Source organism: Pedobacter sp. UBA5917 (assembly GCF_002432345.1).
GTDB lineage: Bacteria > Bacteroidota > Bacteroidia > Sphingobacteriales > Sphingobacteriaceae > Pedobacter.
Map to the genome: position 1 here is coordinate 1 of NZ_DJDT01000205.1, position 26,095 is coordinate 26,095.

Below are 26,095 nucleotides of genomic sequence, written 5' to 3' on the forward strand. Positions count from 1 at the left end.
GTTCCAGTCGAGATGACGACACTTTTATTTGAATCTGTTTACGGGAGTGAAACGGTCGAAATGACGACCGTTTATTAAGCAATAGCTGTAAACTAATTATACTAATACTCCAAAGGCACAATCGGTTCTTTCTTCGTGGTAGACATAATCATCATCGTTTGAAAAGTTTTCACCACAGAGATCTTACTGATTTTATCCATGATCAAACGTTCGTATGCTTTGATATCTTTCACATAAACCTTTAACAGAAAATCTGCCTGTCCGGTTACGTGGTGGCATTCTGTAATTTCCTTGATCTGGTTTACTTCATCCAAAAAGATCTGGATGGTATTATTTTTATGAAAATCGAGTTGGATCTGGATAAAAGTTTTAATGCCCAATCCCAGTTTTTCTTCATCTACCAATGCATGGTAACTTTTGATATATCCTGCCATTTCGAGCTTGCGTACACGCTCTAAAGTTGGTGCAGGCGACAAACCAATTTCTTGGGACAAAAGTAAATTGGTAATTCTTCCGTTCTCTTGAAGGATTCTTAAGATTTTAAAGTCAATTTTATCTAATTCAGATGCCATAGGGTGTTAAAGGTATTTGAGAATACAAACATAACCAAATTATATTCTAAATTTTAACATAATTTATCATATATATTTTAAATAAAAATTTTTAGATTTACCTAAAAATTTAATTAGGCAAACATAAATGCAAAGTTACACGGAAGAGAACTACCTAAAAACAATTTATCATTTAGCAGAACGCACCACAAACGTTCAAACCAATGCCATTGCAGAGCAAATGCAGACAAAACCTGCCTCTGTAACCGACATGATCAAGAAGTTGGCCGATAAAGGTCTGGTTGATTATATTAAATACCAAGGGGTAACTTTAACAGAGATTGGAAAAAATACTGCCATAGATATAGTACGCAAACATCGTTTATGGGAAGTTTTTTTGGTAGATAAATTAAATTTTAAATGGGATGAAGTGCATGATGTTGCCGAGGAGCTCGAGCACATTAAATCGGTTGAGCTGATCGAAAGACTGGATGAGTTTCTGGGTTTTCCAAAGGCAGATCCCCATGGCGACCCTATTCCAGATAAAAACGGACGTTTTGCCAAAACCCAGTTTATCAAATTAATCGAATTAAAGGTTGGCGATTCGGGTACCATTACGGGCGTTAGTCAGCACAGCTCGGCATTTTTAAAACATTTAGAAAAGCTGGGGCTTACTTTGGGCAAACAAATCCAGATCAGTGATGTTACCGATTTCGATGGTTCAGTAGAAATCAAATTATCCGATAAACAGGTAAATATTAGTAGAGAAGTTGCAAAACATATTTTAATCAGCAGTAATGGCAAAAACTGAATCGTTAAGTGAAGTACATCAAAGCGTAAATACAGATAAACGTAAAGGCTGGAAAAGGATTTTGGCTTTCATCGGTCCGGCCTATTTAATCAGTGTGGGTTACATGGACCCGGGCAACTGGGCAACCGATTTGGCGGGTGGCAGTAAATTTGGCTACCAGTTGATATGGGTTTTACTGATGTCGAACCTTATTGCACTGCTTTTACAATCGTTAAGTGCCCGTTTGGGAATTGTGCGTGGATTAGATTTGGCACAGGCCTCAAAACAGGCCTATCCGCGCTGGGCAAACGTTCCTTTATTCGCTTTGGCACAAACGGCTATTATTGCCTGCGACCTGGCCGAAATTATCGGCATGGCCATCGGTTTACAGCTTTTATTTAAATTACCATTGATATGGGGCATCTCCATTACCATTTTCGACACCATTTTACTACTTTTCCTATTAAATAAGGGCATGAGGGCCATGGAAGGCTTCATCGTTTCGATGGTTTTTATCGTTGGGGTTTCCTTTTTGGTCGAAATGTTTATTGTAGAGCCTTCTTTAAAAGAAATTGCAAGGGGATTTGAGCCTTCCATATTAAATGGCGACGCACTTTATATTGCCATCGGGATTATTGGGGCCACCGTAATGCCGCACAACCTGTATCTCCACTCCTCTTTGGTGCAGACCAGAAAAATAGAACGGAGCAATAAAGGTATAAAAGAAGCTTTAAAATTTAACCTTATTGATACTACAGTAGCGCTAAATCTCGCTTTTTTTGTGAACGCGGCCATACTGATCCTCGCTGCTGCAGCTTTTTATAAAAACGGACTGCACGAAGTGGCAGAAATTCAGGATGCACATAAACTGCTTTCCAACATTTTTGGCAGCGTTGCCCCAACCCTATTTGCAATTGCTTTAATTGCCGCCGGACAAAGCTCTACCGTTACCGGAACTTTGGCCGGACAGATTATTATGGAAGGCCATATCAATTTAAGGATACAACCCTGGTTACGCCGCTTAATTACCCGTTTATTGGCCATCATCCCTGCATTTTTCACCATTTTGCATTATGGCGACGATGCTCTTGGCGGATTATTGGTTTTAAGTCAGGTGGTTTTAAGTTTGCAGCTGGGTTTCGCCATTATCCCGCTGATCCACTTTACATCGGATAAAAAACTGATGAAAGATTTTGCGATCAAACTTTGGGTAAAGGTTTTGGCCTGGGCCAGTGCCATAGCCATTATTGCATTGAATGTAAAACTGGTGATAGAAGAAATAAGTGGCTGGGCAAAAGAGGCCAACAACTGGTGGATTTATGTAATTGTTGTACCGGCTTTGATCCTGATTGTGCTGTTATTACTTTATGTTTTTTTCCATCCTTTACTAGAGAAGAAAAAGAACGCCTCGAGGCAGTTGGTGCCCCATGGAAATGCCCTTGATATCGGTAAAATTGATAAGATCAGTTATAAACGCATTGGTATCGCGGTAGATTTTTCAAAAAATGATAAAAATACCATCCGTCATGCTTTAATACAGGGTGGTAAGGATGCCCACTATTACCTTATCCATGTGGTAGAAACCGCTGCAGCCCGATACCATGGCAATGATGTAATGGATCACGAAACTAAAAGCGACGCTGAAAACCTGGAAAAATATCGGACAAATCTGGAAGATTTGGGTTACGATTCGACGCCTTTTATCGGCTTTGGGAATACAGGCAAAGCCATAGCCGATATCAGTAACAGAAACGAAATGGAACTTTTGGTGATGGGTGCCCACGGACATAAGGGACTAAAAGACCTTATTTTCGGCACCACGGTTGATTCGGTTAGACATAAGGTAAATATCCCTGTGCTCATTATCCGCTAGTTTAACCACAGAAGCACACGGATCCACACAGATAACATGTTTATCGGTATAGATCTGTGGTTAAAAAAATATATTATTTACCTACTACGGTCATCATTTTCTTTACACCGCCATCGCCTGATTGATACAACAATAATTTACCAGCTGGCGAATACATGTACATAGATGGGTATTGTTTTGGCATGAAAGTAGGAATAAACATACGTTTTTTATCCTGTAGCACCAATACATTAGGTTTTGCATTTAAACCTTTAGCATAAGAATCGAAAAACTGTGGAATGATATAACCTTCGTCCATGGTAATCATGTAAATATTTACATCTTTAAACTTGGCATAATTGGCGTTCAGGATTTTGCTTTCGCGTTGACAGTGCTCGCAGGTACAATCAAATAAAATAAACAGATTCTTTTTTCCCTGTTTAATATCTGTATTTGTAAAAGCTTTGCCATCCAAACGGTAAAAAGTAAACTGTGGTAGCAGTGTAGGTTGCTGTTGTGCTTTTGCCTGAAAAGTAAGGGCTAATAATAAGATTAAAAGTAAGTTTCTGAATTTCATTTTAGATATTTTATCGCCAAACTTAATTGAATAAATACGAACATAATAATATATCCTTAGCTTTTACAAACAGATGAACATTTTTAGTTCAAGAGAAGTCAAGTTTGGATATGCAATTTGCCCGATAAAAACTTGACTTCTCTCCTGAACAATTATTATAATATGAAAACGAATGTCAGTTTTTCATGGCTGCTGCAGCCCCGCCATCCGCTTTACTTCGTTACACTGCGTGCTCGCTCCTGTCGGGTTTGTTGAACAAAAGTTTTTCGGCGGATGAACGGCCTGTTTATTGCACCAACCGCTGTTAAATAAACCCGATTGGAACGGATGCCAATTTCCTTCAAATTGGCAGGAGGGAAAGCGGGACTGAAGAAGCCAAAAGCGACGGACCAAACATTTCCAAATCAAATAAATCAAAGATTCAAGTTTGAATATGCACATTGCTATTAAAACTTGACTTCTTTAAGGCTTAAAATTAAATTATCACACCAATTTTTAGGATATTTGCAACCCGGCAGGTATATTTTACACCATTGCCGAACATTACAACAACATATACTTTATTAAATTTTGAAAAACGACATCAACATAAAAAACAAAAGAGCTTATTTCGACTACAGTTTACTAGATAAATACGTAGCCGGCATTGCCCTTTTAGGAACTGAAATAAAAGCGATCAGACAGGGAAAAGCCAACATGACAGATGCTTTCTGTATGTTTATTGGCGGCAACCTTTACGTGCGCAACCTGCATGTTTCGGAATATTCGCACAGCTCTTTTTACCACCATGATATTAAGCGCGACCGTGCATTGTTATTACAGAAAAAGGAAATCAGGAAACTGAAACTTAAAGGTGAAGAAAAAGGTTATACCATTGTTCCCTTACGCATTTTCATCAACGAAAGAGGTTTTGCCAAAATAGAAATCGCCCTGGCACAGGGTAAAAAAGAATTCGACAAACGCGATAGTATTAAAGACAGGGATACGAAGAGGGAGTTGGATAGAGCGATGAAGAGATAGTCATCAGTCCTGAGTCTTGAGTCCTGAGTCAAAACATCGACTGGGGACTCTGGACTGAAGACTAGGGACTAAACTCACCACGCCTGGTCGCCCACTAGCGGCACAAATCTAAAGGTATCCAGTACAATTTTTTCGTAATCGGTTTCGCTTACTCGGATAACAGTAACCATTTTCTGGGTTTTCTCGTCACCAACCGGAATTACAAGAATACCACCAATCTTTAACTGTTTCAATAAAATTTCGGGCACTAGAGGTGCGCCGGCCGTAACAATAATTTTATCGTAAGGTGCATGTGCAGCAATTCCTTTTGATCCATCACCACAATAAAAAGTAGGCCTGTAGCCCATTCCGGGTAGTACCTGAATGGTTCTGTTGTAAATATTTTCCTGTCTTTCTATGGTAAAAACACTGGCACCCAATTCCATCAAAATGCAGGTTTGGTAGCCCGAACCAGTACCTATTTCGAGTACTTTATCGCCGTTTTTAATATGCAGCAGTTCGCTTTGGTAGGCAACGGTATATGGCTGTGATATGGTTTGGCCATCGCCTATCGGAAAAGCAATATCCTTATAGGCCTGGTTCCAAAAAGTTTCGTCAAAAAAGAAATGACGCGGAACTTTGCCAATTGCTGTTAACACATTCTCATCTTCAATCCCACGGGATCTTAACAGCTCAACCAGCTTTTTTCTCGCGCCACGTTCCCGGTAATTATCAACAAATTTATACGCCATGAACTTCAAAATTAACGTTTCTTAAACGGTGATACAAACGCTAAATGGGAGAATGGAAGAATTTTTCAATGATTGAATAATGATTACCTGAATTAGAGAATGATACATTATCCACATCAGGGAATTATTGAATTTTGAATGAATGAATTTTGAATGCTTGAGTTTTGACTTAAAGAGTAGTTACTCCATTCTACCATTCATTCATTGGATCATTCAATCAATCATTCATTTTTAGTACGGATCTACATCTATCTGCGTAAAAATACCCTTAAACTCTTTCGTTGCATTAAACTCTGTCAAAGTTTGCCTTAATGCATCTTTAACTTTCTGGATGGCAGTATGTTTATCGGCTTTGATAATGATCTGTTTGATATACAGGTTCCTCACGCGGCTTACCAATGGCTGTTCGGGTCCTAAAACCCTTTTACCAAACTTTGCCTTTAGGATATTGGCAAGGGTAAAGGCAGCATGATCCAGAACGTGCGAATCTTTATGTTTGATGTACAAAAAGATCATTCTCGAAAATGGCGGATAAAGGAATTTTTCGCGCTCTACAATTTCGTCGTTGTACATTCCTTCATAATCGTTATTCACCACCTGTTTTATAATGCGGTTTTCGGCATCGTAAGTCTGGATGCAAACATTTCCCTGATCTGCCCTTCTACCTGCCCTACCGGCAACCTGTGCCAGCAACTGGAAACTGCGCTCGTAAGCACGGAAATCTGGATATCCCAATAAGGTATCGGCATTGATTACGCCAATCAGGTTCAGGTTGTCGAAGTCCAAACCTTTGGCAACCATTTGGGTCCCTATTAAAATATCTGTTTTCTTTTCCTGGAAATCAGTTAAAATCTGTTGCAGTCCGTTTTTGGTCCGAGTACTGTCCATATCCAAACGGGCAATGGTAACCTCCGGATAAAGCAAACGGAGTTCTTCTTCGATACGTTCGGTACCGAATCCTTTCTGCTCCACATGCACCGAGCCACATGCCGGACAGATATTAACACTGCTCTGCTGGTAACCGCAATAATGGCAATGAAGTTTCCCGCTGCTTTTATGGTAGGTTAAACTTACATCGCAATTAACGCATTTGGGAGTATAACCACAGGTAGCACAAATTAGGATGGTAGCATAGCCTCTCCTATTTTGGAATAGCACAATCTGTTCACCTTTAGAAAGCGCCAGATCGATATCCTTGATCAGTACGCTCGAAAAATACGAACTCATCGTTTTTTTCTTGGTCTCTTCCGAAATACTTACCACCTGTTGATTGGGTAATTGTACCCCCCCGAAACGTTCCTTCATTTCTACAAGACCGTATTTGCCCTGTAAAGCATTGTAATAACTTTCTAAAGATGGTGTTGCCGAGCCTAAAACCACTTTTGCCTCATGTAGGTAGCCTAAATAAATGGCTGCGTCCCTAGCCTGGTAGCGCGGCGCCGGGTCGTATTGTTTATAAGATGGTTCATGTTCTTCATCAACCACAATTAATTTTAAATGCTGAAAAGGAAGAAAAACGGCAGAACGCGCACCAAGGATTACCTTATATGCCCCTGTTCTCACTTTGTTCCAGATTTCTACCCTTTCGTTATTGTTGAATTTAGAATGGTAAACCCCTATGGAATTACCAAAATAACGTTTAATCCGCTCTACAATCTGTGTGGTTAAGGCAATTTCGGGCAAGAGGAATAATACCTGCCCATCTGTATTCTGGATAATTTCTTCAATAAGTTTAATATATACCTGCGTTTTGCCCGATGCGGTAACACCATGTAGCAAAACCACTTCTTTCTCGGTAAAATACTCATTGATCTGGCCCAGTGCTTTCTGCTGACCTTCGTTCAGTTCAAAATTCACACTAAATTCTTCATCATGGGCAGCTAAGCGGCTTACCGGCCTCTTCATTATCACAAAAATATCCTTATCGGTTAAGGCTTTTAATGCAGCAGGTCCACAATTGCTTGCTTCTAATAGCTGTTCTTTAGAAATCGGGAGATTTGATTTTTGCAGCTTTAAATATCCCAATAAGGCATCCAGTTGTTTTGGTGCTTTATCGAGCACGTTGAACAACTGTTTTAAATTTTCTTCTTCGGTATAAAAATCGTTCAAAATTACGAACGATTTAAGCAAAGGTTTGTACTTCTGCACCACCTCTTCGGCGACCAGAATCAGTTCTTTATCCAATAAATGGTTGATGATCGGATATACGGTTTTCTGTCCAAGAAGTTTAGAAACATCATTAACCGTAAGCTTCTGCTGCTGTTTCAGCGCATTAACGATGATTTCTTCCTTTTCAGTGAGTTCGGTGTCTTCGCTATAATCTTCACGGAGGATCAGGATGGTTTCGCTCGCCAGTTTTAAACTTGCGGGTAATGCAGCGGCCATTACATCGCCCTCGTTGCACATGTAATAGTTTGTCATCCAACTCCAGAATTTAAGCTGCATAGGTGTAATTACAGGCTCAGCATCTACAACATCGATGATGTATTTCGCTTCGTAAACTGTTGGAGGCTGTTTGGTAATTCCGCTGATTAAAGCAGTATAAATGCGGTGTTTTCCAAACTGCACCACCACACGTTTCCCGATGGCAATCTGATCATTCAGGTCAAAAGGCACACGATAAGTATAGTTTTTCGCCAAAGATAATGGCAAAATAACTTCAACAAAAAGTGTTTCTCTTTCTGCAAAAATATCGTTTTCGAAACTGTTCATTACTTATCTTTAAATGCAGCAAAAAAGAGCATTATCCATCCCAACACTAGCAAAAGTCCACCGATAGGAGTTAACGGACCGATAAATTCGGTAAAACCAAGATGTGATATACTCCGTGTAGCCAATAAATACAGCGAACCCGAAAAAAGGATAATGCCAAATGTAAAGCAGAAATAAGCAATATTGATCAACTTGTTACGGTAACGGGCAAAAGTAGAAAGGTACAATAATGCGAAGGTATGATAGAACTGATAATCAACACCTTTTTGCCAGATTTCCAGTGATGGCCCATCGATTAAAGCTTTTAAGCCATGGGCACCAAAAGCACCCAGCAAAACAGCAACAGCACCAAAAAAAGAAGCGGTAAGGATTATTCGTTTATTCATAATTATCTGCTAGTAGCAATCGCTAAATTAATAAATTGACAAAGAACTTCTCACTAATCAATGTAATAAATTAAATTTGTTGCACAGCAGATGAAAAAAATCGTAATTCTAACAGGTGCATTATTTTTGGGCGTGGCCTTTATGGCCTACCTCTATTTTTCGAAATTGGGTAATGAGAATGATGCGAAAGATCTGGCGCTGCAATCGGCAACCAATAATGCGGCACTGGTATTTTCTTTCCAGAACGATAAGGGATTTTACGATATCATGGAAGGTCAACAGCTTATCCAACAGGTTTTAGGGAAAGATAAGATGAACCTGTTACGGCAGTTAAAATCAGACATTATTGATGATAACCTGCTCAATAAATACCTCAAAGATCAACAGGTATACATCAGCGTACTCCCCGACTCGAACAAAAGCTTAAATTTCCTGATTACTTTACAGATCCAACCGGATAACGACATTAAAAAATTTTACGGGGCTTTAAAAACAAAAACATCAATCACCGAAAATTCAAAAGAACTTTATACTGTTAAATTAAATGATAGTTTATCAGTTTATCTTGGTGTTCATGGTCAGGTGTTAACCGTTTCTACTTCATTAAAACTGATTAATGATGCCAATGTGCGTTTAACCGAAAATCCTTTTACCGAATACATCAAAGAGAATAACCGGCAGATCAAAAATGTATTGGCGCATGTATATATCAATTTCAATCAGGCACCGTTGTTACTTAAAAATATTATTGCCGGAAATATAAACGGAGAAATTGCCATTTTCAATAAACAGAACAGTTTTGCGGTACTGAACTACAATTTCAGTAAGGAAAAAATCCTTTTTAACGGAAACACCGAATTAAAAGATCAGCAAAACTACCTTAAACTGTTCGAGAATACAGCTGCACAAAACACAACAATCCAGAATATATTGCCCGATAATACTGCGAATTATGCGCTCTATGCGTATGATGACTATGCCAAATGGTTAAAAAAATTAAATAACTGGCAGGAACAGACAAAATTAATAGACAAAACAACTGCAGTTATCAAAAAAATAAAAGACGAATACAGAACAGATCTGAACGCAATATTCGCGGCTTATACCAAAAATCAGTTCATTCTTTTCCAATTGAGTACAACCGAAAAACTGGGGGCAATTTCATTGTCGAACGGCGAAAAGGTAAAACAGCTTTTACTTGATGTAAGTGCAGATTATAATGATGACATTAAACTTTTTAAAGCATCGGATATCCTTTACAGTTATTTCGGCGAACCTTTTAAAAAGTTTGGTCGGCCATATTACGCCATAGTAGATAACAATTTAATTGTGGCCAATAATGCGAGTACGGTACAATCATTTTTAAACGACTATAAGAACAACCGGCTTTTGATCCAAACGCCACAATATTTGGATGCAGTTAACCAGATTTCGACTACTTCTAATGTGAGTTACTACATCAACACCAAAAACTCGGCAGATATTTTAAGGAATAATGTGCAACTGGGTTTTTACAAACATTTAAGGGCCGATAGCGGTTTAAAAAATTTCGATACTTTTTATTATCAGATGAGTGCAGAGCGGAACAAGTTTATCACTAACTTGCTTTTAAACAAATATTTAAAACCAGAAATACCAGATTCGTTAAGTAACCGTTAATAAGAAATCAGTCCAGCAAACAATTTACATGAAGAAACTTTTACTTGCGTTACTGGCTTTGGCCAGCTTCGGGGTTGCAAATGCTCAACAATATGCCCTTTTTGGTACAAAAACAATGTTCGATGCCTTTGAAAATCCATCACAGAAATCTTTCACGCTTGATTCATCACGGAAATTTTCTTCCAATTTTTTCCTGCCTTATTTCGGGGTAAATGCTATCAATAAAGGAAGTTCTAAATATATCATACGCAGGCTTACCCAGGAAGGTACCTATAATACGCTTGGCATACCGCTTGGAACGGGAGAAATTAACCATTTCTTCGAAAACAGTAATGTTTATGTGGCTACGTTTCGTCTTTTTAAATCGTACAAGTATCAAAAGGAAATGGGTTTTTCGTGGCAGATCAGATCGGATGCACACATCGATTATACAAATGAAACTTTGGCCATTTTCGATTCTTTCGAACGTTTTAATAAAGGACAACAATATTATGGCATATTTGATACCAAGGGATATGAGCAAAGTTACCATCAGTTTAGCTTTACTTACCGCGAAAACTGGAACAAAAGACTTGCCTTTGGTTTAAAAGCCAGTTTATTAAGCGGTATTTTATACAACAAACTGGATATCAGTGATTCATACCTTTATATCGATCCCACTGCATCGGCCATGCTGATCGGACTTGCAGGTACTTATTCGGCAAATTTTTCGGATTTTAACGAGGTAGATAAGAAAAACTTCTTCCCCAATTTTAAAAACCCGGGATTATCATTTGGCTTCGGAACAAATTATACCACAAAAAGAGGCTTATTTATGATGGCCAATGTTAAAGATCTGGGTTTTATCTGGTGGCGGAGTAATACGCAGCGTACCACCATAAATCAGACTAAAGTAATCGATGATTTAGAACATAACCAATCGAACACCAACCAGGAAATAAAAGACATTTTCCTGCTTGCGCAACAACCTAAAAAGTTTTTGGCGCCAACCAATGCCAAACTGGATGTATACCTCTCTAAACGTTACGGTTTTTACAAACCGGCAGTGGCTGTTTCAAAAAACCTGTTTTATAAAGGTGGCGACATTGCTTTTGTAAATACTTTTATATCAAACAACCTATCAGGAAGTTTAACACCGCTATATAACCTGAATGGTGTTTTTATGCTTGGACTACAGGGTAAATATCAGACGCCAAATTTTGAGCTGTTTTTAGGAACCGACAACCTGGTAGCAACGAGTTTTCAAACTGCTGGAATGATTAAAAGTGATGCAACAATAGGCAGCGGCCCCAATGGTGCTTCTTTTTACATGGGTGTGGGCATTAAATTTGGCAATGTGGTTAACCATCCTCAGTTTGCAGATGTAATACCAGGCATAAACGATAAAGGTGATGGTGGCAGTTTCTTTAAAAGCCTGTTTTCTATATTTAAAAGAAAATAAGCCTAACCCTGTGCCTGTTGTTTTTTGGATTGCGTAACCACAAAATCTTTCAGGTAAAAAGGTTCGAAATAAGCTACATCTTCAAAATTAGCATTCGTGAAGGCCAGGTTGGCCAATTTAGACATGTAGGGTGCAGAATTGAAATTGGCATTATCGAATCGGGCATGCTGCTGTGTTAAAACATCAGCACATTTAGCCGCACCATCGCCTAAAAAGGTGATTGTTTGCTGCGATAGAAGATCAGCAAAACTTGTTTCGTCGATAATTTTAGCTTCGGTTGGCAGTAATATATTTAATTGAGCGTCAAAAACCGAAGTATAAACCTCCATTCTGCGGGCATCGATCATCGGACAGATTAAACCTGAATAAGCCGCATTTTCTGATAGAAAACCTGCAGCCATCATTTCCAATGTTTCGATAGCGATTAATGGCTTATCCAGGGCATAACAAAGTCCTTTTGCAGTAGAAACACCAATCCGCAAGCCTGTGTAAGATCCCGGCCCCTTACTTACAGCGATGGCATCTAATTCCTGATAGCTTAATCCTGCGTTTTTAACCACCTCATCAATAAACAGGGTTAAATTTGCAGCATGCAGGTTTTGCCCCTGCTCCTCTTTAAAAGAAATTGTTTCGCCGTTAACAGATAATGCTACAGAACAGATGGCCGTAGCGGTTTCTATTTGAAGTATTCTAGCCATGGGGCAAAGATATAGATTTTAGTCGGCAGTCAGAAGTCCAAAGTCGGTTACCCATTTACGCTGTGTCATCCTAAGGAATAATTTATCGCATAAAATCGATATTGTTGAAAAAGGTGTTTCTGTGCTTAACTCCCCTAAGTTACCGTCATTTCGAGCGGAGTGAAACGTAGTCGAGAACCCGAAGGCTCAGCGAAGCTAAATCTGTCTCGAGATAGATCTCTCTACTCCACTGCGTTCCGATCGAGATGACGGTCGCATTAATCAATAATCAAATAACCAGTTTACAGTTGGCAATTTGCAGTTAACAATTTAACAATCCTGCAATTAAACAATAATCAGTTTTCAGTTTACCAATGAACCAATGGCCAGTGAACTAATAAACCATTAAGGAACCGGATCGTGCCCGTGTGCACCCCAGGGATGGCAGCGACCAATACGTTTTAACGCTAACCACCCACCTTTAAACGGACCATGCTTCCTAATTGCTTCTATTCCATATTGCGAGCAGGTTGGAGTAAAACGGCAGTTAGCACCTAGCATAGGTGAAATGGCATATTGATAAATTTTGATCAGGCCTAAAAAGAACCAGCCGAATATTTTATTGATCAACTTCATTGGGCTGGATTAAATTTTGGAAACGCTTAAAGGTAGCGATCAGTTTTTTTTCTATAAAAGCAAACTCATATTTATCCTTACCAACGAACTGGATGGAAAACAAAAGCAATCCACGATCTGTAGGCAATGGAAGATATAATTTATCTTGTTTGTTTAGTCGGTAAGCCTCGCGGATGCGGCGTTTGAGCAGGTTACGGTCAACCGCCCTTTTATACCTCTTTTTAGGAACATTGATGACTACCTGCGCCTGTACATCGGCTGCTTCATCAATAAAGAGGTAGGAAACCCGAAATGGGTATAATAAAAAAGAAGAACCGTTTTTAAACAACAGGTCTAAATGTTTCCTGCTGCATAACCGTTCTTCTTTCCTGAATGTGTACATATATTTTTGATTGATAACTGCAGATTCTGATCTGCCAATTCCGGGTTAACGGAAAAGCAATCAAAAATTATGCTTTATGCTTGCGTTCGTCAGAAACTGTTAATCTTTTTCTTCCTTTAGCACGACGTGATGCTAATACTCGTCTGCCGTTAGCTGTTGCCATTCTTTCGCGGAAGCCGTGTTTGTTTCTTCTCTTTCTTTGCGAAGGTTGGTATGTTCTTTTCATGACTGTATATTATCTATTGTAAAATTAAGAGGTGCAAATATAAAGCGATTTCTCTACAAATGCAAGAGTGATCAATTATTATTTTTTCTATTTAAATGCAAATGTAAAAAATCTTTTGAAAAACAGGGCAAATGGGCCATTTACATATTGTTTTTTCTCCAACGGCAACCCATGATCCGTTCCGATGGAACGAAAAAATACTTATCCGTATTTTTTCTACCCATGAGGCGTTCCTACGGAACGGCATGTCTATAAATCAACAATACCAAGTGCGGCCTGGTATAAGTCTGCATTTCCTTTGTTCATTATACTAAGAATGTATTTTTTTTCAGCCAAATAGGCAACTGCAAAACTTGGATCGCGCTCAACAATGGATGCTGTATTATTGATCAAATCGCAATATTTAACGCTCTGATAGGTTGGTAATATACCAGCTAATCTTTCTGCTTCCAAAACCTTTCTTTTTCCCCTGTTTAAACTAGGGAAATTGGCAGGAACGTAAATATCGGTTAATGCTACAACACCGTTAATAATAAAATCGGCCTCGTAAGCAGAATATCTTGATGCCAACAGAGAGCTCAAATCTGAGATCGTACACAATGTATCCTCTAATAAATCATGAAACAAACCTATTTCGTATCCAAACGGAATATTATTGGCCTCTGCCAGTTCAGCAACTTCTATGCAATGGTTTACATAAGGCTCTAATGTATATTTCCGCTTTTGCCCCTCATGCCATTTTGTTGCAAATTCTATTAATCCTTCTTTCACTGTGTTATTAATTTTAAATCTTAAAGACCCAAAGCTGCTTTCAGTTTTACATAACCTGTTTTACTTACGGGCAGCCAGATATCAGATTTTAACAGCACTACGTAACTATCTTTTTCCTTTAACTCTATTTTGGTTACCTGCGCCAGGTTAATGATGTACGAACGGTGTATACGGATAAACTGACCGGCATCGAGCGTCTGTTCGAAATAGGCCATGGTTTTATTTTTGAAAAATACGCCATCAACAGTGCTTAATTTCACATAATCATCATCAGCTTCGAGGTAATTGATATCGGCAACCGGAATGATCTTGATTACGCCATCTTTTTTTACCACTACCCTATTGTTTTGAGCCGGACTTAATGCCGCAGCATCTAAAACAGCTTCCGTATTTTCTGTCTGGTTTAATTTATTCGGCAATTTTTTAATCGCAGCATCGAAACGCGATTTATCGATCGGTTTAAGCAGATAATCTACAGCATTAACCTCGAATGCTTTTATGGCATACTCATCAAAGGCGGTGGTAAAAATTACTGCAGGTTTATCTTCAACCAGTTCGAGCATTTCGAAACCGCTGATTTTGGGCATCTGGATATCCAGAAAAACCAGATCAGGCTTGTGCAGCGTAATTGCTTTTAAACCTTCAAATCCATCGCCGCATTCGGCCACAATTTCTATTTCTGCATGATCGGAAAGATAAAATTTTACAATATCTCTTGCTAAAGGCTCATCGTCAATTAGTATTGTTCTGATCATTTTTTTGTGGAATTTTTAGGGTGGTAATATATAAATTATTTGCCTCAATATCGGTTTGTAATAAATGGGTATTTGCAAATAACAGATATAACCTTCGTTTAATGGCACTTAAACCAAATCCTGTACCACCGGCCGCTTTCATTTCCGGATCGAAAGGGTTTTGTACACGCAGCTTTAAAATATTATATTCAACGGTAACATCAATTTTGATGGTAATGCCGGCAGACGTATTATACAGTCCGAATTTTATGGCATTTTCTACAATAGGCTGCAATAAGGTTCCCGGCAGGCAGAGTTTTAGGGTATCTTCAGCTACGTTTACCTCTATGTTCAACCTATGGCTAAACCTCACCTTTTCTATATCAAGGTACAATTGGATATATTCCATTTCTTCTTCTACCGAAACCCATAATTCATCGTCGCGTTTTAAGGTTCCGCGGAGGAAAGAAGCCAGTTTGGTAATCATCACCCCTGCTTCTTTCGGGTTTACCATGGTAAGTGCAAACACCGAATTTAAACTGTTAAAGAGAAAGTGCGGCTGGAGCTGGTGCCTTAATTTATTCAGCTCTGCTTCTTTGGCCAAACTTTTTGCCGCTGTAAGCCTTTCGTGTGTTTCTGATTGCTCTTCGAGCCTGTACCATAAAATATTGGCCAATGCACACCATCCCAGGCACATAAAAGAGATCAGGCCGCGGAAAGCAAAAGAGAAATTATAGAAATCCTTATAAGCCTTATAATCAGCAAAAATAAGGAGCATGCCATATTTTGCGATATAAATAATTACAAAGGTAAGTGCCAGCGTAATGATGAGCACATAAAGGATACGCTCGTTTTTAGGCTGATAATACCCAAGCATATTGCTTATCGCAATACAGGCAAGCGCCAATAAAAAATTATTGACCAGGCTATCGGTTACGGATATCCACCACGAAAAATTTACCACATAATGTAATCCAACACCACATATTGCAGTCCAAACGATTGCGAGTGCAAGCGATGTTTTCTGTATCTGTGGAACGGATAAAGGTCTAGTTGTCAAAACGGTTTTGATTAGTTAATGATTTATTGCGGTGCTCGAGCTTTTCGAGGTATTTATCAACCGATTTCGGTTCAACAATCTTCGAACTTACTTCCACACCATCGGCAGGCTCTTCTACCTCCGATATTCCCCCTACACCTAAAAACTTCCATACCACCTTATCGCCAATACAGTTATTAAATGGCTGGTTAAAATGTACGGCATTCAATTTTGCCTTTTCCAGGGCCTGCGCAATATCATCTGCCTGTATCAGGCGTGTTTGCTCATTAAACTGGGGGCTATGTTTCCCCTCACCACAAATTACCTGATAGATACAATTTACTGCAAACCATTTCATAGGCGATGTTTTATAATAAATGTTTAGAAACTTTTAATCTCGATCCCCCCAAATAATGCTGTACCATCCAAAACCAGTGTTTTTGTCATTTCCGACACCGGCATTACGTGCGATCTTTTATCTTCTACACTGCCAAACAGGGCAGTTACGTTCGATTTTATGGCCCAGTTCTGTGGCACGATCAGTTTAATCCCACCAAAAACCGCCGTTACATCAAGCGATACCGTTTCGGGGAAGTCGGCCTGGGTCATGATGATATCCGCTCCGCCAAATACCGCCGAAATATCCCCCCCCTGAAAGTTTTTTGAATAAACTGTTTGTGTACTTCCGCCAAAAACAGCCATTACATCAATAATATCGTTATTATTTGCCGTTTTATCGCTTTTAGTTCCGTCAAAATCAAATTTGGCCTTTTTACGGGCTTTACTTTTCAGAAAAGAAAGCTCCGAATCTTTCGGTCTGAATATCAAAAAGCCTCCAACGATGACTAAACCTATACCTAAAGCGTATTTGGATGGGTCGAAATTCAGATCGGGTATATTATCCAGGGTGTTATAAGCGCCGATCAAAATCAGGATCAGCCAGGCTACTCCCTTAAAGTTACGACGAATGCCGATAAATACTCCTATTAAGATTAAAAAATTAGACCAGCTTAATATCCAGTTTGGAATATTTAAGTGCATGTTATTTAACAAGAGTCCAAATCCTATAATTGCTATGATGAAACCGCTCAATGCCCTGGAGCTATTGTTCCGGTTATTATTATTGTTATGATTAAGGTTATCCATTGTGTGTAAATTAATAATCCAAAAGTATTGATAAGCATCCAACCATAATATATATATAGCGCAGGAAATGGCAAAATGGCGGTAAGCGGCATTATTTTATCGGTGAAAATTATTTTGTTATTTTGAAGCCATGAAATTTTTCCTATTAATGATTGGCTTCAGCATTTCTACGGCACTGTATGCGCAGGAAATAAGCAGCCATTACAAAATTTACGACGTAAAAAAGCAAAAGAACATTTCTGTAGACGATATTATCAGTGATATGGCCACGGCAGATGTGTTATTTTTTGGCGAAGACCATAACGATTCGATAGGGCATTACCTGGAAGCCGAAATTTTTAAAAAACTCAGTACCGCATATCCGCGAAAAACCGCTTTATCGATGGAAATGTTCCATACCGATGTACAACCGGAGGTAGACGAATATTTGGCAGGGCTGATTTCGGAAAAAAACTTTATTAAAGAAGGCCGGGCCTGGGGAAATTATAAAGATTATAAACCCCTGGTAGAATATGCCAGGGCCAACAGCATAAAAGTTATTGCCGCCAATGCAGCCACCCGATACAGCAATGCAGTTACAATGGGCGGATTAAAAGCCTTAGAAAATTTCCCTAAAACCTCATTCAATTTTTTACCCCCAACACCTATTGATACCGCGCAGGGAAGGTATTATGAGAAATTTACAGAAACGCTGGGTGGCCACAGTATGGGATCGATGAAGATTTACCAGACCCAAAACCTTTGGGATGCGACCATGGCATGGTCTATCAACAAATTTGTGAAAGCAAATAAAGGCATAAAGGTTTTACAGCTTAATGGCCGTTTCCATAGTGATGAAAAACTGGGCACACTGGCCAAACTGGCACAGGCCAACCCAAGGTTAAAAATACTTAACATTTCATCATTTTCAGACAAAAGTTTTGCCAGCCCGGATTGGGAAAAGTTCAGAAATCTTGGCGATTATGTAATTATTACCGACCCATTGGTAAAAAGGAGTTATTAATCTTAGTTCGATTATTTCTAAAGCGACCACCACCCTGAATTTATTTCAGGGTCTTTATTAAATAAAAAAGCTCCGCAGATGGGACTATTCTGCGGAGCTTTGGTTTTATGCTTTTGCTTTTAATAAATCCCTGATTTCTGTTAAAAGCACTTCTTCTTTTGTAGGTGCAGGTGGCGCAGCCGGAGCAGCTATTTCTTTTTTCTTTAGGTTATTTGCTCCCTTAATGATCAAAAAGAGTACAAATGCAACAATAATAAATGAAATTACCTGCGATAGGAAGTTACCGTACTTAATGGCTGTACCCGCAATGGTCAGTTTACTTAAGTCTTCTAAACCAGCTGCCTTTAATGCCGGTCCTAAAACCGCAGGCGTAATAATGTCTTCAACCAATGAGCTTACAATCTTTCCGAATGCTGCACCAATGATTACACCGACAGCCAGGTCAAGCACATTTCCCTTAACTGCGAAATCTTTAAATTCTTTTACAAATCCCATACTTTATAAGTTTAGTTCTATTTATTTACTAAAATAGCAAACATTAAACTCAATACAAATGTTTAGGAAATAATTTTAAAAACCGGACATATCGATAGCATTTAGATGAATTGCAGAGAATATCTGAAATCTATTGTTTATTTTTGCCCCATTCTTTTATATTTAATATGCTAAAGCAACATCTACAACAAAAGTTATTACAGAAGTTATCACCACAACAAATACAGTTTATCAAGCTGTTACAGGTGCCAACTGTTGCTTTAGATACGCGTATAAAGGAAGAACTGGAAGAAAACCCCGCTCTTGAAGATCCGAGTTTAATGACGCAGGACGAGCCGAAAAGTGAGTACGACGATTTAAACGACAAAACGGACGACTACGAACAGTCATCGGAAGATACCAGTATGGACGAATTTAATGTAGATGATTATTTACAGGACGATTCGGCCAACGATTACAGCACCAATTACAACAATGGCGACGATGACGAGGAGAAAAAAGAGACTCCCATAGCCATCGAAAGTACCTTTTTCGAAAGTTTACAGGAACAATTAGATCTTACGCCCCTATCCGATCAGGATTTTATAGTAGGCAAACAGATTATAGGCAGTTTGGATGATGATGGTTATTTACGCCGTCCGCTGGGTTCGATGATCGATGACCTCGCTTTCTCGCAGAATGTGATGGTTGAGGAAGAAGATGTACTGGAAATGTTAAAACTGATCCAAAGTTTTGATCCTCCGGGCATTGGCGCCAGAGACCTGAAAGAATGTTTGTTGATCCAGTTAAAAAGGAAGGATGTCCATAATCCAATCATTATTAAGGCTATAAATGTAGTAGAAAACTACCTCGACGAATTTACACGTAAACACTACGATAAATTAGAGAAAAGTTTGGGTCTTGATAGTGAGGAACTGAAAGAAGTGGTGAATGAAATTTTGCGCTTAAACCCGAAACCGGGTGATGCAAACCAGGTAACCACGAAACAGATGCAGATTATTCCTGATTTTCATATCAGCAATAACGATGGTGTACTTATTTTAACATTAAACTCAAAAAATGCACCCGAATTAAAGGTAAGCAGGTCTTACCAGGAAATGTTCGAGCATTACGATAAAGCCTCTTCAAAAGATAAAAAACTTAAGGAAGCCGTTCAGTTTGTAAAACAGAAATTAGATTCGGCGCGTTGGTTTATCGATGCGATTAAACAACGTCAGCAAACATTGCTAAAAACAATGAATGCGATTATGCAATACCAATACGAGTATTTTTTAACGGCCGATGAGCGTAAAATGCGCCCAATGATCTTAAAAGATATTGCCGATAAAATCGATATGGATATTTCTACCGTATCGAGGGTGGCAAACTCTAAATATGTACAGACCGAATTTGGCACTTTCCTTTTAAAATCTTTCTTCTCGGAAGCTATCCAGACGGAAAATGGCGAAGAGGTTTCGAATAAAGAGGTTAAGAAAATATTGGAAGATTGCATTGGCAATGAAGATAAACGCAAACCTTTGGCAGACGAAAAACTGACCGAAATTTTAAAGGAAAGAGGTTACAATATCGCCCGCAGAACTGTTGCAAAATACCGTGAGCAGATGAATATTCCGGTTGCGAGGTTAAGAAAAGAACTTTAATTCAGTTGGCAGTTTTCAGTTAACTGTTTCTTTAAAAACTTAAGTTCGACAATTAATACAGCTTTAAAATATTTTCTCAAGCGACTCTAAAATCTAGTCGTCACCCTGAATTTATTTCAGGGTCTATATAGCAGGAAGGATGCTGACCACGAAGTAGCTATTAGACCTTTGAAAACAATAAAAACGGCTAATAAAATAAATTCAGCATGACGATCAATTTGAACGGGGTATTTATAGAACACTAGCATCTATCAGGCTAAAAAAATCAGCTTGACTTCTTTGCATATACCAATTAAACTACCATATCCGGATATACGACGGTACTTTATAAATATTGTTCAGCATTAAGCCGAGTACAATTTCGTGGCTTCCGCTGCTTACCTGTTTTAATTGAGAGGTAGTAAAATCGTAAGAATAAGTAAGGTTAACCATTTTACCGATATTAAAACCTGCCATTGCCGCAAAAGAATCATCTTTGCGATAGCTTCCGCCCAGCCAAACTTTATCTTTAAAGGCCAGTTTTAGATTTAAATCGAAAGAAACGGGTGCCGGCGAAACATATTTAACCATAACCGACGGTATAGCTGCAACATCCTCATCAACATAGAACTTATATCCTGCAGTGGCAAAATAATGCGGCACTTCTTTACCAAGATTATAATTTTCGTCGCCCGAAAAGCTTAATTTCTGGGGCAAAATCTGCTGTACCGATAAACCGGCAAATAGCCGTGCACCATACAACCATAAGCCCAGGCTTAAATCGGGTTTTACCTGATTAATCAACGCCCTGTTCAGGATCGGATCGATCTGCGTATCAAAAGTAAGGGCATTTAAATCCAGCGAGATACTCGAAATCCCTGCTGCAACCCCAGCTGATAAATTGAAGTCGTTATTCAACTGTAAATGATAGGCATAAGTAACATTGGCATCCAGCCTTTTAATCGGGCCTGTTTTATCCAATACTGCCGTTACCCCCATTCCGTGGTGCGATGGCGATGAAGTGTAATTCTGCGTATAGTTCCGATCCATCGGATTACCGGTTTGTTCGGGAAAAGATGTAAGTGCATTACTCCATAACTCCTTATCGCCCAATGCCCAATGTGCAGATACAAATGAAGTTTGGGGTGCGTCGGTAATGCCCGACCATTGTTTACGGTAACCAGCCTTAAAATCAACATAATTCTCGATACCTGAAAGTGCCGGATTTAACAGATACTGGTTAAAAATGTATTGCGTATACTGTGGTTTCTGTTGCGCAAAACCACTAAAAGTTACAAAAATAGAAAATATGGTAATGAGCTTCTTCAATATTATCTGATTATGGTGAGAGGTCCTGTTATAGTTTTACGGCCGTTCTGAGGGTTGATAATGTAGTAATAAACCCCAACCGGCAGTGGCTCGTTCCGATAGGTTCCATCGAATGGAATCCTGTACCCTTTGCTCGAAAATACTTTAAGACCATTTCTGTTAAATACATCAACAGTGGCATTTGGATAAGAATCCAGGTATTTTATGATCCAGGTATCGTTTACATTGTCACCATTTGGCGAAAAGGTATTGGGTGGATTTAATGCCTGCAGCACTTTTACCAATACGGTTGATGTAGCTGTACAACCTTCGGGCTGCGTAGTTACGGTTAATGTATACTTTGTATCTTCATCGGGCGAGGCGGTGGGCCTAAGCACATTAGTTTTATTAAGTCCGGTTGCAGGGGTCCATTCGTATTTTAAATTGTTTCCCTCTGCAGCTGCCGGAATTTCGATCTGCCCCCCCGCCAGTAGGTAAACCAGTGTACCCGCATCTGCCAACGGCGATTTATTCACAAATATTTCTTTACTGATCGAGTTTGGGCAACCATTATCAGGTGTAAAAGTATAAGTAATGGTATGCGGCCCGGGGCCTGCAATTTTAGGATTAAAGGTACCATCGGCTTTCATGCCATCACCAGAATACACTCCCGCCGGGCCTGTCATTTCCGCTCCGGCCTTCTGTTTTGCCTGCGTAATGAGTACTGTTCCATCCGCTTCGCAAACGGCAGACATATCATCAAATAATAACTGCGGCATCGGCCTTACGGTAACCTGCTGTATATCTTCTTTAAAACAGCTCTCGCCCGAATAAGCAACCAGCCTGATATTAGGGCTGTGATTGGCATTACCACCAAAACTATTGTATTTTATCACAATATCGCTCTCATCAGGGTAAGGGATGGTTTTATAAATACTGGTTTCATTATCATTGTCTCTGTAAATCACAATTTTGGTAATCTTTCCTGCAAAAGTATTAGACTGGTTTCTGATGATGATTTCATCATTAACGCATACATTGTTTTTTACAATCAAAAACTTCGCTTCTTTAACCGCACCATTGACCGTAAATGTTTTAGAAGAAGATTTGTTGCATCCGTACTGGTTTTTAACGGTTAAATTAACGGTATAATCTCCTGTTGCAGTGGGCGAAAATGCGCCATCAAAACCTGAAGATGAACCAATAACCACATTATTTAAACTATAAGTCCATTGTGCAGATAAACCCGTAGTCGTTCCGTCAGGATTTAAGGTTGTATTTTTAAATTTTGCCACGCCATCATCCAGGCAGAAATCGGGCAGTATAAAATCAATATCTTTCAGGGGATCATAAACTTTGATATCTTTAGTTTTTACGCCGATACACTTATTATCACTCTCTACAGTTAAGGTAATGGTATAAGGGCCTGCGGTAGTATACTGATTTGGAGGAACAACATTATTGTCGGATGTTACAACAGGGCTTCCATCACCATAGTCCCAGGTCCATTTCACCATCTTTCCCGGGGTTTCTATTGTAGATTTATCGGTTAACAGCGTTGGCGAACTGGTACAAACCCCATTAATGTCAAAATCAACGAGCGGTAAAGGGTTTATGATAATTTTTACCGGATCTGAGGTATTAGTGCAATTATATTCAGTGCTAGCGGTTAACCTTACAAAGTATTCGCCTGCTTTTGCATAGGTATGTACAGGATGCTGTTCGGTAGAAGGAGCACTTCCATCGCCAAAATCCCAAAGCCATTTTGTGATAGCCAGATCAGAATTTGAAACACTTTTGTCGGTAAATTTAACACCTGTACCACTACAGCCAATCAACGGATCAAATTTGGCCGTGGGGAGATCGTAAATTTCAAAATTGTAGTTTGTTACCAAATCTCCCGATACGCATGCAGATACATTTGGCAGGTAAGCTATTACATCCAAACTATGTTTACCTTTTGTTGTATAAGTTTTGGAGTAGGGTGATTCATAAGTGTATACTTTAGTTCCATCAGGTAAGGTATTGGTTTCTAATAACACAGGAGGATTTTGAAGAATAGCAGCTTCGTTATCGAGCGACCAACTGATCCGGTTAGGCTGATAAGGGACAGAGATCTTAATATTATAATTTTCGCCCACACAGCCATTTTGCCCCTCTTCGTTTCTCGAAGTGTTATAAACGCTGAGGTAATTGTTTGATGATAAATTTGTACCTGCCGAATAAGCATAAGATTCGTGATCGCCAAAACCATAAGCAATGGCATTAAAGCCATCGGCAGCTGTGAGCGTAACACTTTCCTGATTAACAGGGATTTGGGTATACGAATAAAGTGGATTATCACTTAAAACTGTCCAAGCGCTGGTTGGAGCTACACCGTTGTATCTAAATCCCTGGATTTTATCTGTTTTGATCAGCACATTTATATACTTATTACGGATGGCCTCCAGGTCGGAAGAGAATACGGTAACCCCTCTAATATTAAATTCAATCGGGTTCAAAATCACCATTTCCGGATCGCCGATAACAGATCCGCCACTTACTGAAGAACAATCTTGAGAAAGTGCGTATTCTGCCACACTGATCAGTTTATTGGCAGTGATATAAGTAGAACCGGTTAATAATCCGCTTTCGATAAATGCCCCTTTATTAATCGTTTGTGTAATACCATTGTAGGTTACACTTGTATTATCCTCCTGTGCCAGTATCCGTAAAATATATCTCCGGTTTATAAAAGGTACAACACCATAATTTTTACCCCAGCTGTTTGTTGGGTAAAGCTGCTGGAATAAAGGATCTTGGGAGGAATTACATACAATCCCCAATGCCGAAGAACCAGAAAAAGCCGCAAAACGCTTGCAAGATGATGTTGTTCCATCGATTTCAACATAAACACCGGTTAAATCTTCATTTCCGGGTGCAAGGTACTCGTAAACATCACCTGCTTTACTTAAAGTAATGGGTATTTTATTCCCGTTTTTTTCATGCAGGATTACATCGGTATTATCTTCTACCCCAACCAATGTCAGGAAATTATTTCCCCCGTTTGTCTGGGTAAAATTCATCGAATAATAAGTCTGTCCCAGGGTTTCAAATGGTAAGATCAGGGAAGCGGCCGATCGTGCTTTTCCATAAATATGGGCATAAACAGAAACCTTTGGCTTGCCATCTGTAACTTTGATATGTATGCCCTTGTTTGTTAAAACACGGTTTGCATCGGTTGCCTTATCAATATAGGCGTCGGCCCTTGGCACATCAAATCTAACGGCAGTATTTGCGGGTATAATTTTGGTAACAGGTGGTGCACTGCCACAGGTTACAGTTGCTTCGGAAGTTGCTTTTGAAGTTACGAAAATGGCGATATTCCCATAAGGTACTACACCATTAGTTGCCCCGGCAGGTACGTGCGTAGGAAAGGTTGTCCAAAAATCAGTCCCTTCATTAGAAACATTCTGGCCAAATAGCTTGGTAAACAACAAAGAAAACAGTAAAACCAATAACCAATGCCTACCCATTAACCTATTAGTTTAGTTCGAAAACGTTACACATGTTTGTTTGATTAGATATGCAATATACTATTAATCAAACCACATGAAAAAAAATTAACATTTTTTTAAAGCAAAAAACTACGTTTTATGTAATAAATTACAGGGTTGGTGTAAAAAAATTGGAATAAGGATGTTTTATCCCTATGAGACAATAGCTTACATCACCACAAAAACTATCAAGAAGGGCACGAACCAGTTCAGCATCAGCTGTTCTTTTCTAAAAAATTATAGCATCCAGCGATTTTCCATTACCTGAACAGAAATAAAAAGCACTATTATATGAAACTAGTTTAAGTCAATTAAAGAATAAATATTCAGTTGTTGTTTTTATCAGATTGATCGCCACTGCCGTATTTTTCAGAAAAATCTTTCGCTTTTTCATCGGCCGTGCCATTATTATGATCTTCCGGTTCCAGATTTTCATCCAAACGATCGTTCCAGTTATTTAAACCCTGCTCTGGATGTTTTGCATTTTCTTTACTGAAATTAGATTTGGCTTGTTCTTGATTTTCCATTTTGAGAATTATTTTAAATTAAAAACAATACCCACAAAGGAAAGTTTTAGAAAGCGTTATTATTTAGCGGGAGGTTCGTTTTTTCCTTCTTTAAATTCTTTTACACTCCGCCCTATCCCGCGCATTAATTCGGGCAGTTTTTTACCACCAAAAATAAGCAGGATCACCACACCGATTAAAATAATTTCTATTGCAGACATATTGACATCATTTTTTGTAAATATACGTTAATTGTGATTAAACGGTTAATTGGTTAACTGTATAAACTGGTTAATCG

26 protein-coding genes are annotated in these 26,095 nt (G+C 39.0%); 7 read left to right on the top strand and 19 right to left on the bottom strand.

Annotated features, from left to right (window positions below):
- Positions 1–101: 101 nt before the first annotated feature.
- Entirely contained in the window at positions 102–572 is a 471-nt protein-coding gene (locus B2V92_RS13485; RefSeq protein ID WP_025142637.1) for an Lrp/AsnC family transcriptional regulator, read from the bottom strand.
- Positions 573–699: 127 nt separating this feature from the next.
- Between B2V92_RS13485 and B2V92_RS13490 the strand changes: the two genes are divergently transcribed.
- The gene (locus tag B2V92_RS13490; protein ID WP_293308911.1) at positions 700–1,362 is read left to right on the top strand and encodes a metal-dependent transcriptional regulator; all 663 of its coding nucleotides are present in this window, start codon (positions 700–702) and stop codon (positions 1,360–1,362) included.
- Entirely contained in the window at positions 1,349–3,214 is a 1,866-nt protein-coding gene (locus B2V92_RS13495) for an Nramp family divalent metal transporter (RefSeq protein ID WP_293308913.1), read from the top strand. The genes B2V92_RS13490 and B2V92_RS13495 overlap by 14 nt, the downstream gene beginning before the upstream one ends.
- 73 nt (positions 3,215–3,287) lie before the next feature.
- Here B2V92_RS13495 and B2V92_RS13500 read toward each other — a convergent pair whose 3' ends face one another.
- Positions 3,288–3,770 (bottom strand): TlpA family protein disulfide reductase, encoded by a 483-nt coding sequence (locus B2V92_RS13500; protein WP_293308916.1) that lies wholly within the window; start codon positions 3,768–3,770, stop codon positions 3,288–3,290.
- A gap of 570 nt (positions 3,771–4,340) precedes the next feature.
- Here B2V92_RS13500 and smpB point away from each other — a divergent pair.
- On the top strand, positions 4,341–4,790 hold the full coding sequence (smpB, locus tag B2V92_RS13505) for an SsrA-binding protein (protein ID WP_293308919.1): 450 nt from the start codon (positions 4,341–4,343) through the stop codon (positions 4,788–4,790).
- Positions 4,791–4,864: 74 nt separating this feature from the next.
- On the opposite strand, the gene B2V92_RS13510 is transcribed toward smpB, so the two are convergent.
- The 3 genes from B2V92_RS13510 to B2V92_RS13520 all read right to left on the bottom strand — a co-directional run bounded on the left by B2V92_RS13510 (position 4,865) and on the right by B2V92_RS13520 (position 8,619).
- Positions 4,865–5,521 (bottom strand): protein-L-isoaspartate(D-aspartate) O-methyltransferase, encoded by a 657-nt coding sequence (locus B2V92_RS13510; RefSeq protein WP_293308922.1) that lies wholly within the window; start codon positions 5,519–5,521, stop codon positions 4,865–4,867.
- 231 nt (positions 5,522–5,752) lie between these two features.
- On the bottom strand, positions 5,753–8,233 hold the full coding sequence (gene priA, locus B2V92_RS13515; protein WP_293308925.1) for a replication restart helicase PriA: 2,481 nt from the start codon (positions 8,231–8,233) through the stop codon (positions 5,753–5,755).
- Positions 8,233–8,619, bottom strand: coding sequence for a DUF423 domain-containing protein (locus B2V92_RS13520; protein ID WP_113948270.1), 387 nt, complete (start codon positions 8,617–8,619; stop codon positions 8,233–8,235). The genes priA and B2V92_RS13520 overlap by 1 nt, the downstream gene beginning before the upstream one ends.
- 90 nt (positions 8,620–8,709) lie before the next feature.
- Here B2V92_RS13520 and B2V92_RS13525 point away from each other — a divergent pair, with 90 nt between their 5' ends.
- Both B2V92_RS13525 and B2V92_RS13530 read left to right on the top strand, forming a co-directional pair.
- Positions 8,710–10,278 (top strand): hypothetical protein, encoded by a 1,569-nt coding sequence (locus B2V92_RS13525; RefSeq protein WP_293308930.1) that lies wholly within the window; start codon positions 8,710–8,712, stop codon positions 10,276–10,278.
- Positions 10,279–10,306: 28 nt separating this feature from the next.
- Complete coding sequence (locus tag B2V92_RS13530) at positions 10,307–11,719, top strand: DUF5723 family protein (RefSeq protein WP_293308932.1); 1,413 nt, start codon at positions 10,307–10,309, stop codon at positions 11,717–11,719.
- A gap of 2 nt (positions 11,720–11,721) precedes the next feature.
- Here the strand turns inward: B2V92_RS13530 and tsaB are convergent, their stop codons facing one another.
- The 9 genes from tsaB to B2V92_RS13575 all read right to left on the bottom strand — a co-directional run bounded on the left by tsaB (position 11,722) and on the right by B2V92_RS13575 (position 17,330).
- Positions 11,722–12,417 carry a tRNA (adenosine(37)-N6)-threonylcarbamoyltransferase complex dimerization subunit type 1 TsaB gene (tsaB, locus tag B2V92_RS13535; RefSeq protein WP_293308934.1) on the bottom strand — a complete coding sequence of 232 codons (696 nt, stop codon included), beginning with the start codon at positions 12,415–12,417 and terminating at the stop codon, positions 11,722–11,724.
- Positions 12,418–12,801: 384 nt separating this feature from the next.
- Positions 12,802–13,032: a membrane protein insertion efficiency factor YidD gene (gene yidD / locus B2V92_RS13540; protein WP_293308936.1), complete on the bottom strand. Its 231-nt coding sequence runs from the start codon at positions 13,030–13,032 to the stop codon at positions 12,802–12,804.
- The gene (locus B2V92_RS13545) at positions 13,016–13,414 is read right to left on the bottom strand and encodes a ribonuclease P protein component (protein WP_293308938.1); all 399 of its coding nucleotides are present in this window, start codon (positions 13,412–13,414) and stop codon (positions 13,016–13,018) included. Before B2V92_RS13545 ends, yidD begins: the two co-directional genes overlap by 17 nt.
- 67 nt (positions 13,415–13,481) lie before the next feature.
- Positions 13,482–13,640, bottom strand: coding sequence for a 50S ribosomal protein L34 (rpmH, locus tag B2V92_RS13550; protein ID WP_010601723.1), 159 nt, complete (start codon positions 13,638–13,640; stop codon positions 13,482–13,484).
- A gap of 249 nt (positions 13,641–13,889) precedes the next feature.
- Positions 13,890–14,411 carry a hypothetical protein gene (locus B2V92_RS13555; protein WP_293308950.1) on the bottom strand — a complete coding sequence of 174 codons (522 nt, stop codon included), beginning with the start codon at positions 14,409–14,411 and terminating at the stop codon, positions 13,890–13,892.
- A 20-nt stretch (positions 14,412–14,431) separates the two neighbouring features.
- On the bottom strand, positions 14,432–15,166 hold the full coding sequence (locus B2V92_RS13560; protein WP_293308953.1) for a LytR/AlgR family response regulator transcription factor: 735 nt from the start codon (positions 15,164–15,166) through the stop codon (positions 14,432–14,434).
- Positions 15,144–16,205, bottom strand: coding sequence for a sensor histidine kinase (locus tag B2V92_RS13565; protein ID WP_293308955.1), 1,062 nt, complete (start codon positions 16,203–16,205; stop codon positions 15,144–15,146). The genes B2V92_RS13560 and B2V92_RS13565 overlap by 23 nt, the downstream gene beginning before the upstream one ends.
- Complete coding sequence (locus B2V92_RS13570; protein ID WP_293308958.1) at positions 16,195–16,542, bottom strand: DUF4288 domain-containing protein; 348 nt, start codon at positions 16,540–16,542, stop codon at positions 16,195–16,197. Before B2V92_RS13570 ends, B2V92_RS13565 begins: the two co-directional genes overlap by 11 nt.
- Positions 16,543–16,565: 23 nt before the next feature.
- On the bottom strand, positions 16,566–17,330 hold the full coding sequence (locus tag B2V92_RS13575) for a LiaF transmembrane domain-containing protein (protein ID WP_293308961.1): 765 nt from the start codon (positions 17,328–17,330) through the stop codon (positions 16,566–16,568).
- A gap of 130 nt (positions 17,331–17,460) precedes the next feature.
- Between B2V92_RS13575 and B2V92_RS13580 the strand changes: the two genes are divergently transcribed.
- Positions 17,461–18,333 carry a ChaN family lipoprotein gene (locus B2V92_RS13580; RefSeq protein WP_293308964.1) on the top strand — a complete coding sequence of 291 codons (873 nt, stop codon included), beginning with the start codon at positions 17,461–17,463 and terminating at the stop codon, positions 18,331–18,333.
- Positions 18,334–18,438: 105 nt separating this feature from the next.
- Here B2V92_RS13580 and mscL read toward each other — a convergent pair whose 3' ends face one another.
- Entirely contained in the window at positions 18,439–18,828 is a 390-nt protein-coding gene (gene mscL, locus B2V92_RS13585; protein ID WP_293308966.1) for a large-conductance mechanosensitive channel protein MscL, read from the bottom strand.
- 167 nt (positions 18,829–18,995) lie between these two features.
- Here mscL and rpoN point away from each other — a divergent pair, with 167 nt between their 5' ends.
- Positions 18,996–20,468, top strand: coding sequence for an RNA polymerase factor sigma-54 (gene rpoN / locus B2V92_RS13590; RefSeq protein ID WP_293308968.1), 1,473 nt, complete (start codon positions 18,996–18,998; stop codon positions 20,466–20,468).
- 297 nt (positions 20,469–20,765) lie between these two features.
- On the opposite strand, the gene B2V92_RS13595 is transcribed toward rpoN, so the two are convergent.
- The 4 genes from B2V92_RS13595 to B2V92_RS13610 all read right to left on the bottom strand — a co-directional run bounded on the left by B2V92_RS13595 (position 20,766) and on the right by B2V92_RS13610 (position 26,018).
- Positions 20,766–21,776, bottom strand: a complete 1,011-nt coding sequence (locus tag B2V92_RS13595) for a PorP/SprF family type IX secretion system membrane protein (RefSeq protein WP_293308971.1) — start codon at positions 21,774–21,776, stop codon at positions 20,766–20,768.
- 2 nt (positions 21,777–21,778) lie between these two features.
- Positions 21,779–25,270, bottom strand: coding sequence for a PKD domain-containing protein (locus B2V92_RS13600; RefSeq protein ID WP_293308973.1), 3,492 nt, complete (start codon positions 25,268–25,270; stop codon positions 21,779–21,781).
- 347 nt (positions 25,271–25,617) lie between these two features.
- On the bottom strand, positions 25,618–25,818 hold the full coding sequence (locus tag B2V92_RS13605; protein ID WP_293308975.1) for a hypothetical protein: 201 nt from the start codon (positions 25,816–25,818) through the stop codon (positions 25,618–25,620).
- Between the two features lie 59 nt (positions 25,819–25,877).
- The gene (locus tag B2V92_RS13610; RefSeq protein WP_293308978.1) at positions 25,878–26,018 is read right to left on the bottom strand and encodes a Sec-independent protein translocase subunit TatA/TatB; all 141 of its coding nucleotides are present in this window, start codon (positions 26,016–26,018) and stop codon (positions 25,878–25,880) included.
- Between the last annotated feature and the right edge of the window lie 77 nt (positions 26,019–26,095).

Excerpts from the sequence above, each read along its gene's own strand:
- B2V92_RS13530 (WP_293308932.1), top strand. The coding sequence starts at position 10,307 with ATGAAGAAACTTTTACTTGCGTTACTGGCTTTGGCCAGCTTCGGGGTT.
- B2V92_RS13485 (WP_025142637.1), bottom strand. The coding sequence starts at position 572 with ATGGCATCTGAATTAGATAAAATTGACTTTAAAATCTTAAGAATCCTT.
- B2V92_RS13500 (WP_293308916.1), bottom strand. The coding sequence starts at position 3,770 with ATGAAATTCAGAAACTTACTTTTAATCTTATTATTAGCCCTTACTTTT.
- B2V92_RS13490 (WP_293308911.1), top strand. The coding sequence starts at position 700 with ATGCAAAGTTACACGGAAGAGAACTACCTAAAAACAATTTATCATTTA.
- B2V92_RS13575 (WP_293308961.1), bottom strand. The coding sequence starts at position 17,330 with ATGGATAACCTTAATCATAACAATAATAATAACCGGAACAATAGCTCC.
- mscL (WP_293308966.1), bottom strand. The coding sequence starts at position 18,828 with ATGGGATTTGTAAAAGAATTTAAAGATTTCGCAGTTAAGGGAAATGTG.
- B2V92_RS13560 (WP_293308953.1), bottom strand. The coding sequence starts at position 15,166 with ATGATCAGAACAATACTAATTGACGATGAGCCTTTAGCAAGAGATATT.
- B2V92_RS13605 (WP_293308975.1), bottom strand. The coding sequence starts at position 25,818 with ATGGAAAATCAAGAACAAGCCAAATCTAATTTCAGTAAAGAAAATGCA.
- B2V92_RS13600 (WP_293308973.1), bottom strand. The coding sequence starts at position 25,270 with ATGGGTAGGCATTGGTTATTGGTTTTACTGTTTTCTTTGTTGTTTACC.
- B2V92_RS13545 (WP_293308938.1), bottom strand. The coding sequence starts at position 13,414 with ATGTACACATTCAGGAAAGAAGAACGGTTATGCAGCAGGAAACATTTA.
- B2V92_RS13610 (WP_293308978.1), bottom strand. The coding sequence starts at position 26,018 with ATGTCTGCAATAGAAATTATTTTAATCGGTGTGGTGATCCTGCTTATT.
- B2V92_RS13510 (WP_293308922.1), bottom strand. The coding sequence starts at position 5,521 with ATGGCGTATAAATTTGTTGATAATTACCGGGAACGTGGCGCGAGAAAA.
- B2V92_RS13520 (WP_113948270.1), bottom strand. The coding sequence starts at position 8,619 with ATGAATAAACGAATAATCCTTACCGCTTCTTTTTTTGGTGCTGTTGCT.
- rpmH (WP_010601723.1), bottom strand. The coding sequence starts at position 13,640 with ATGAAAAGAACATACCAACCTTCGCAAAGAAAGAGAAGAAACAAACAC.
- B2V92_RS13525 (WP_293308930.1), top strand. The coding sequence starts at position 8,710 with ATGAAAAAAATCGTAATTCTAACAGGTGCATTATTTTTGGGCGTGGCC.
- tsaB (WP_293308934.1), bottom strand. The coding sequence starts at position 12,417 with ATGGCTAGAATACTTCAAATAGAAACCGCTACGGCCATCTGTTCTGTA.
- priA (WP_293308925.1), bottom strand. The coding sequence starts at position 8,233 with ATGAACAGTTTCGAAAACGATATTTTTGCAGAAAGAGAAACACTTTTT.
- B2V92_RS13495 (WP_293308913.1), top strand. The coding sequence starts at position 1,349 with ATGGCAAAAACTGAATCGTTAAGTGAAGTACATCAAAGCGTAAATACA.
- yidD (WP_293308936.1), bottom strand. The coding sequence starts at position 13,032 with ATGAAGTTGATCAATAAAATATTCGGCTGGTTCTTTTTAGGCCTGATC.
- rpoN (WP_293308968.1), top strand. The coding sequence starts at position 18,996 with ATGCTAAAGCAACATCTACAACAAAAGTTATTACAGAAGTTATCACCA.
- B2V92_RS13580 (WP_293308964.1), top strand. The coding sequence starts at position 17,461 with ATGAAATTTTTCCTATTAATGATTGGCTTCAGCATTTCTACGGCACTG.
- B2V92_RS13570 (WP_293308958.1), bottom strand. The coding sequence starts at position 16,542 with ATGAAATGGTTTGCAGTAAATTGTATCTATCAGGTAATTTGTGGTGAG.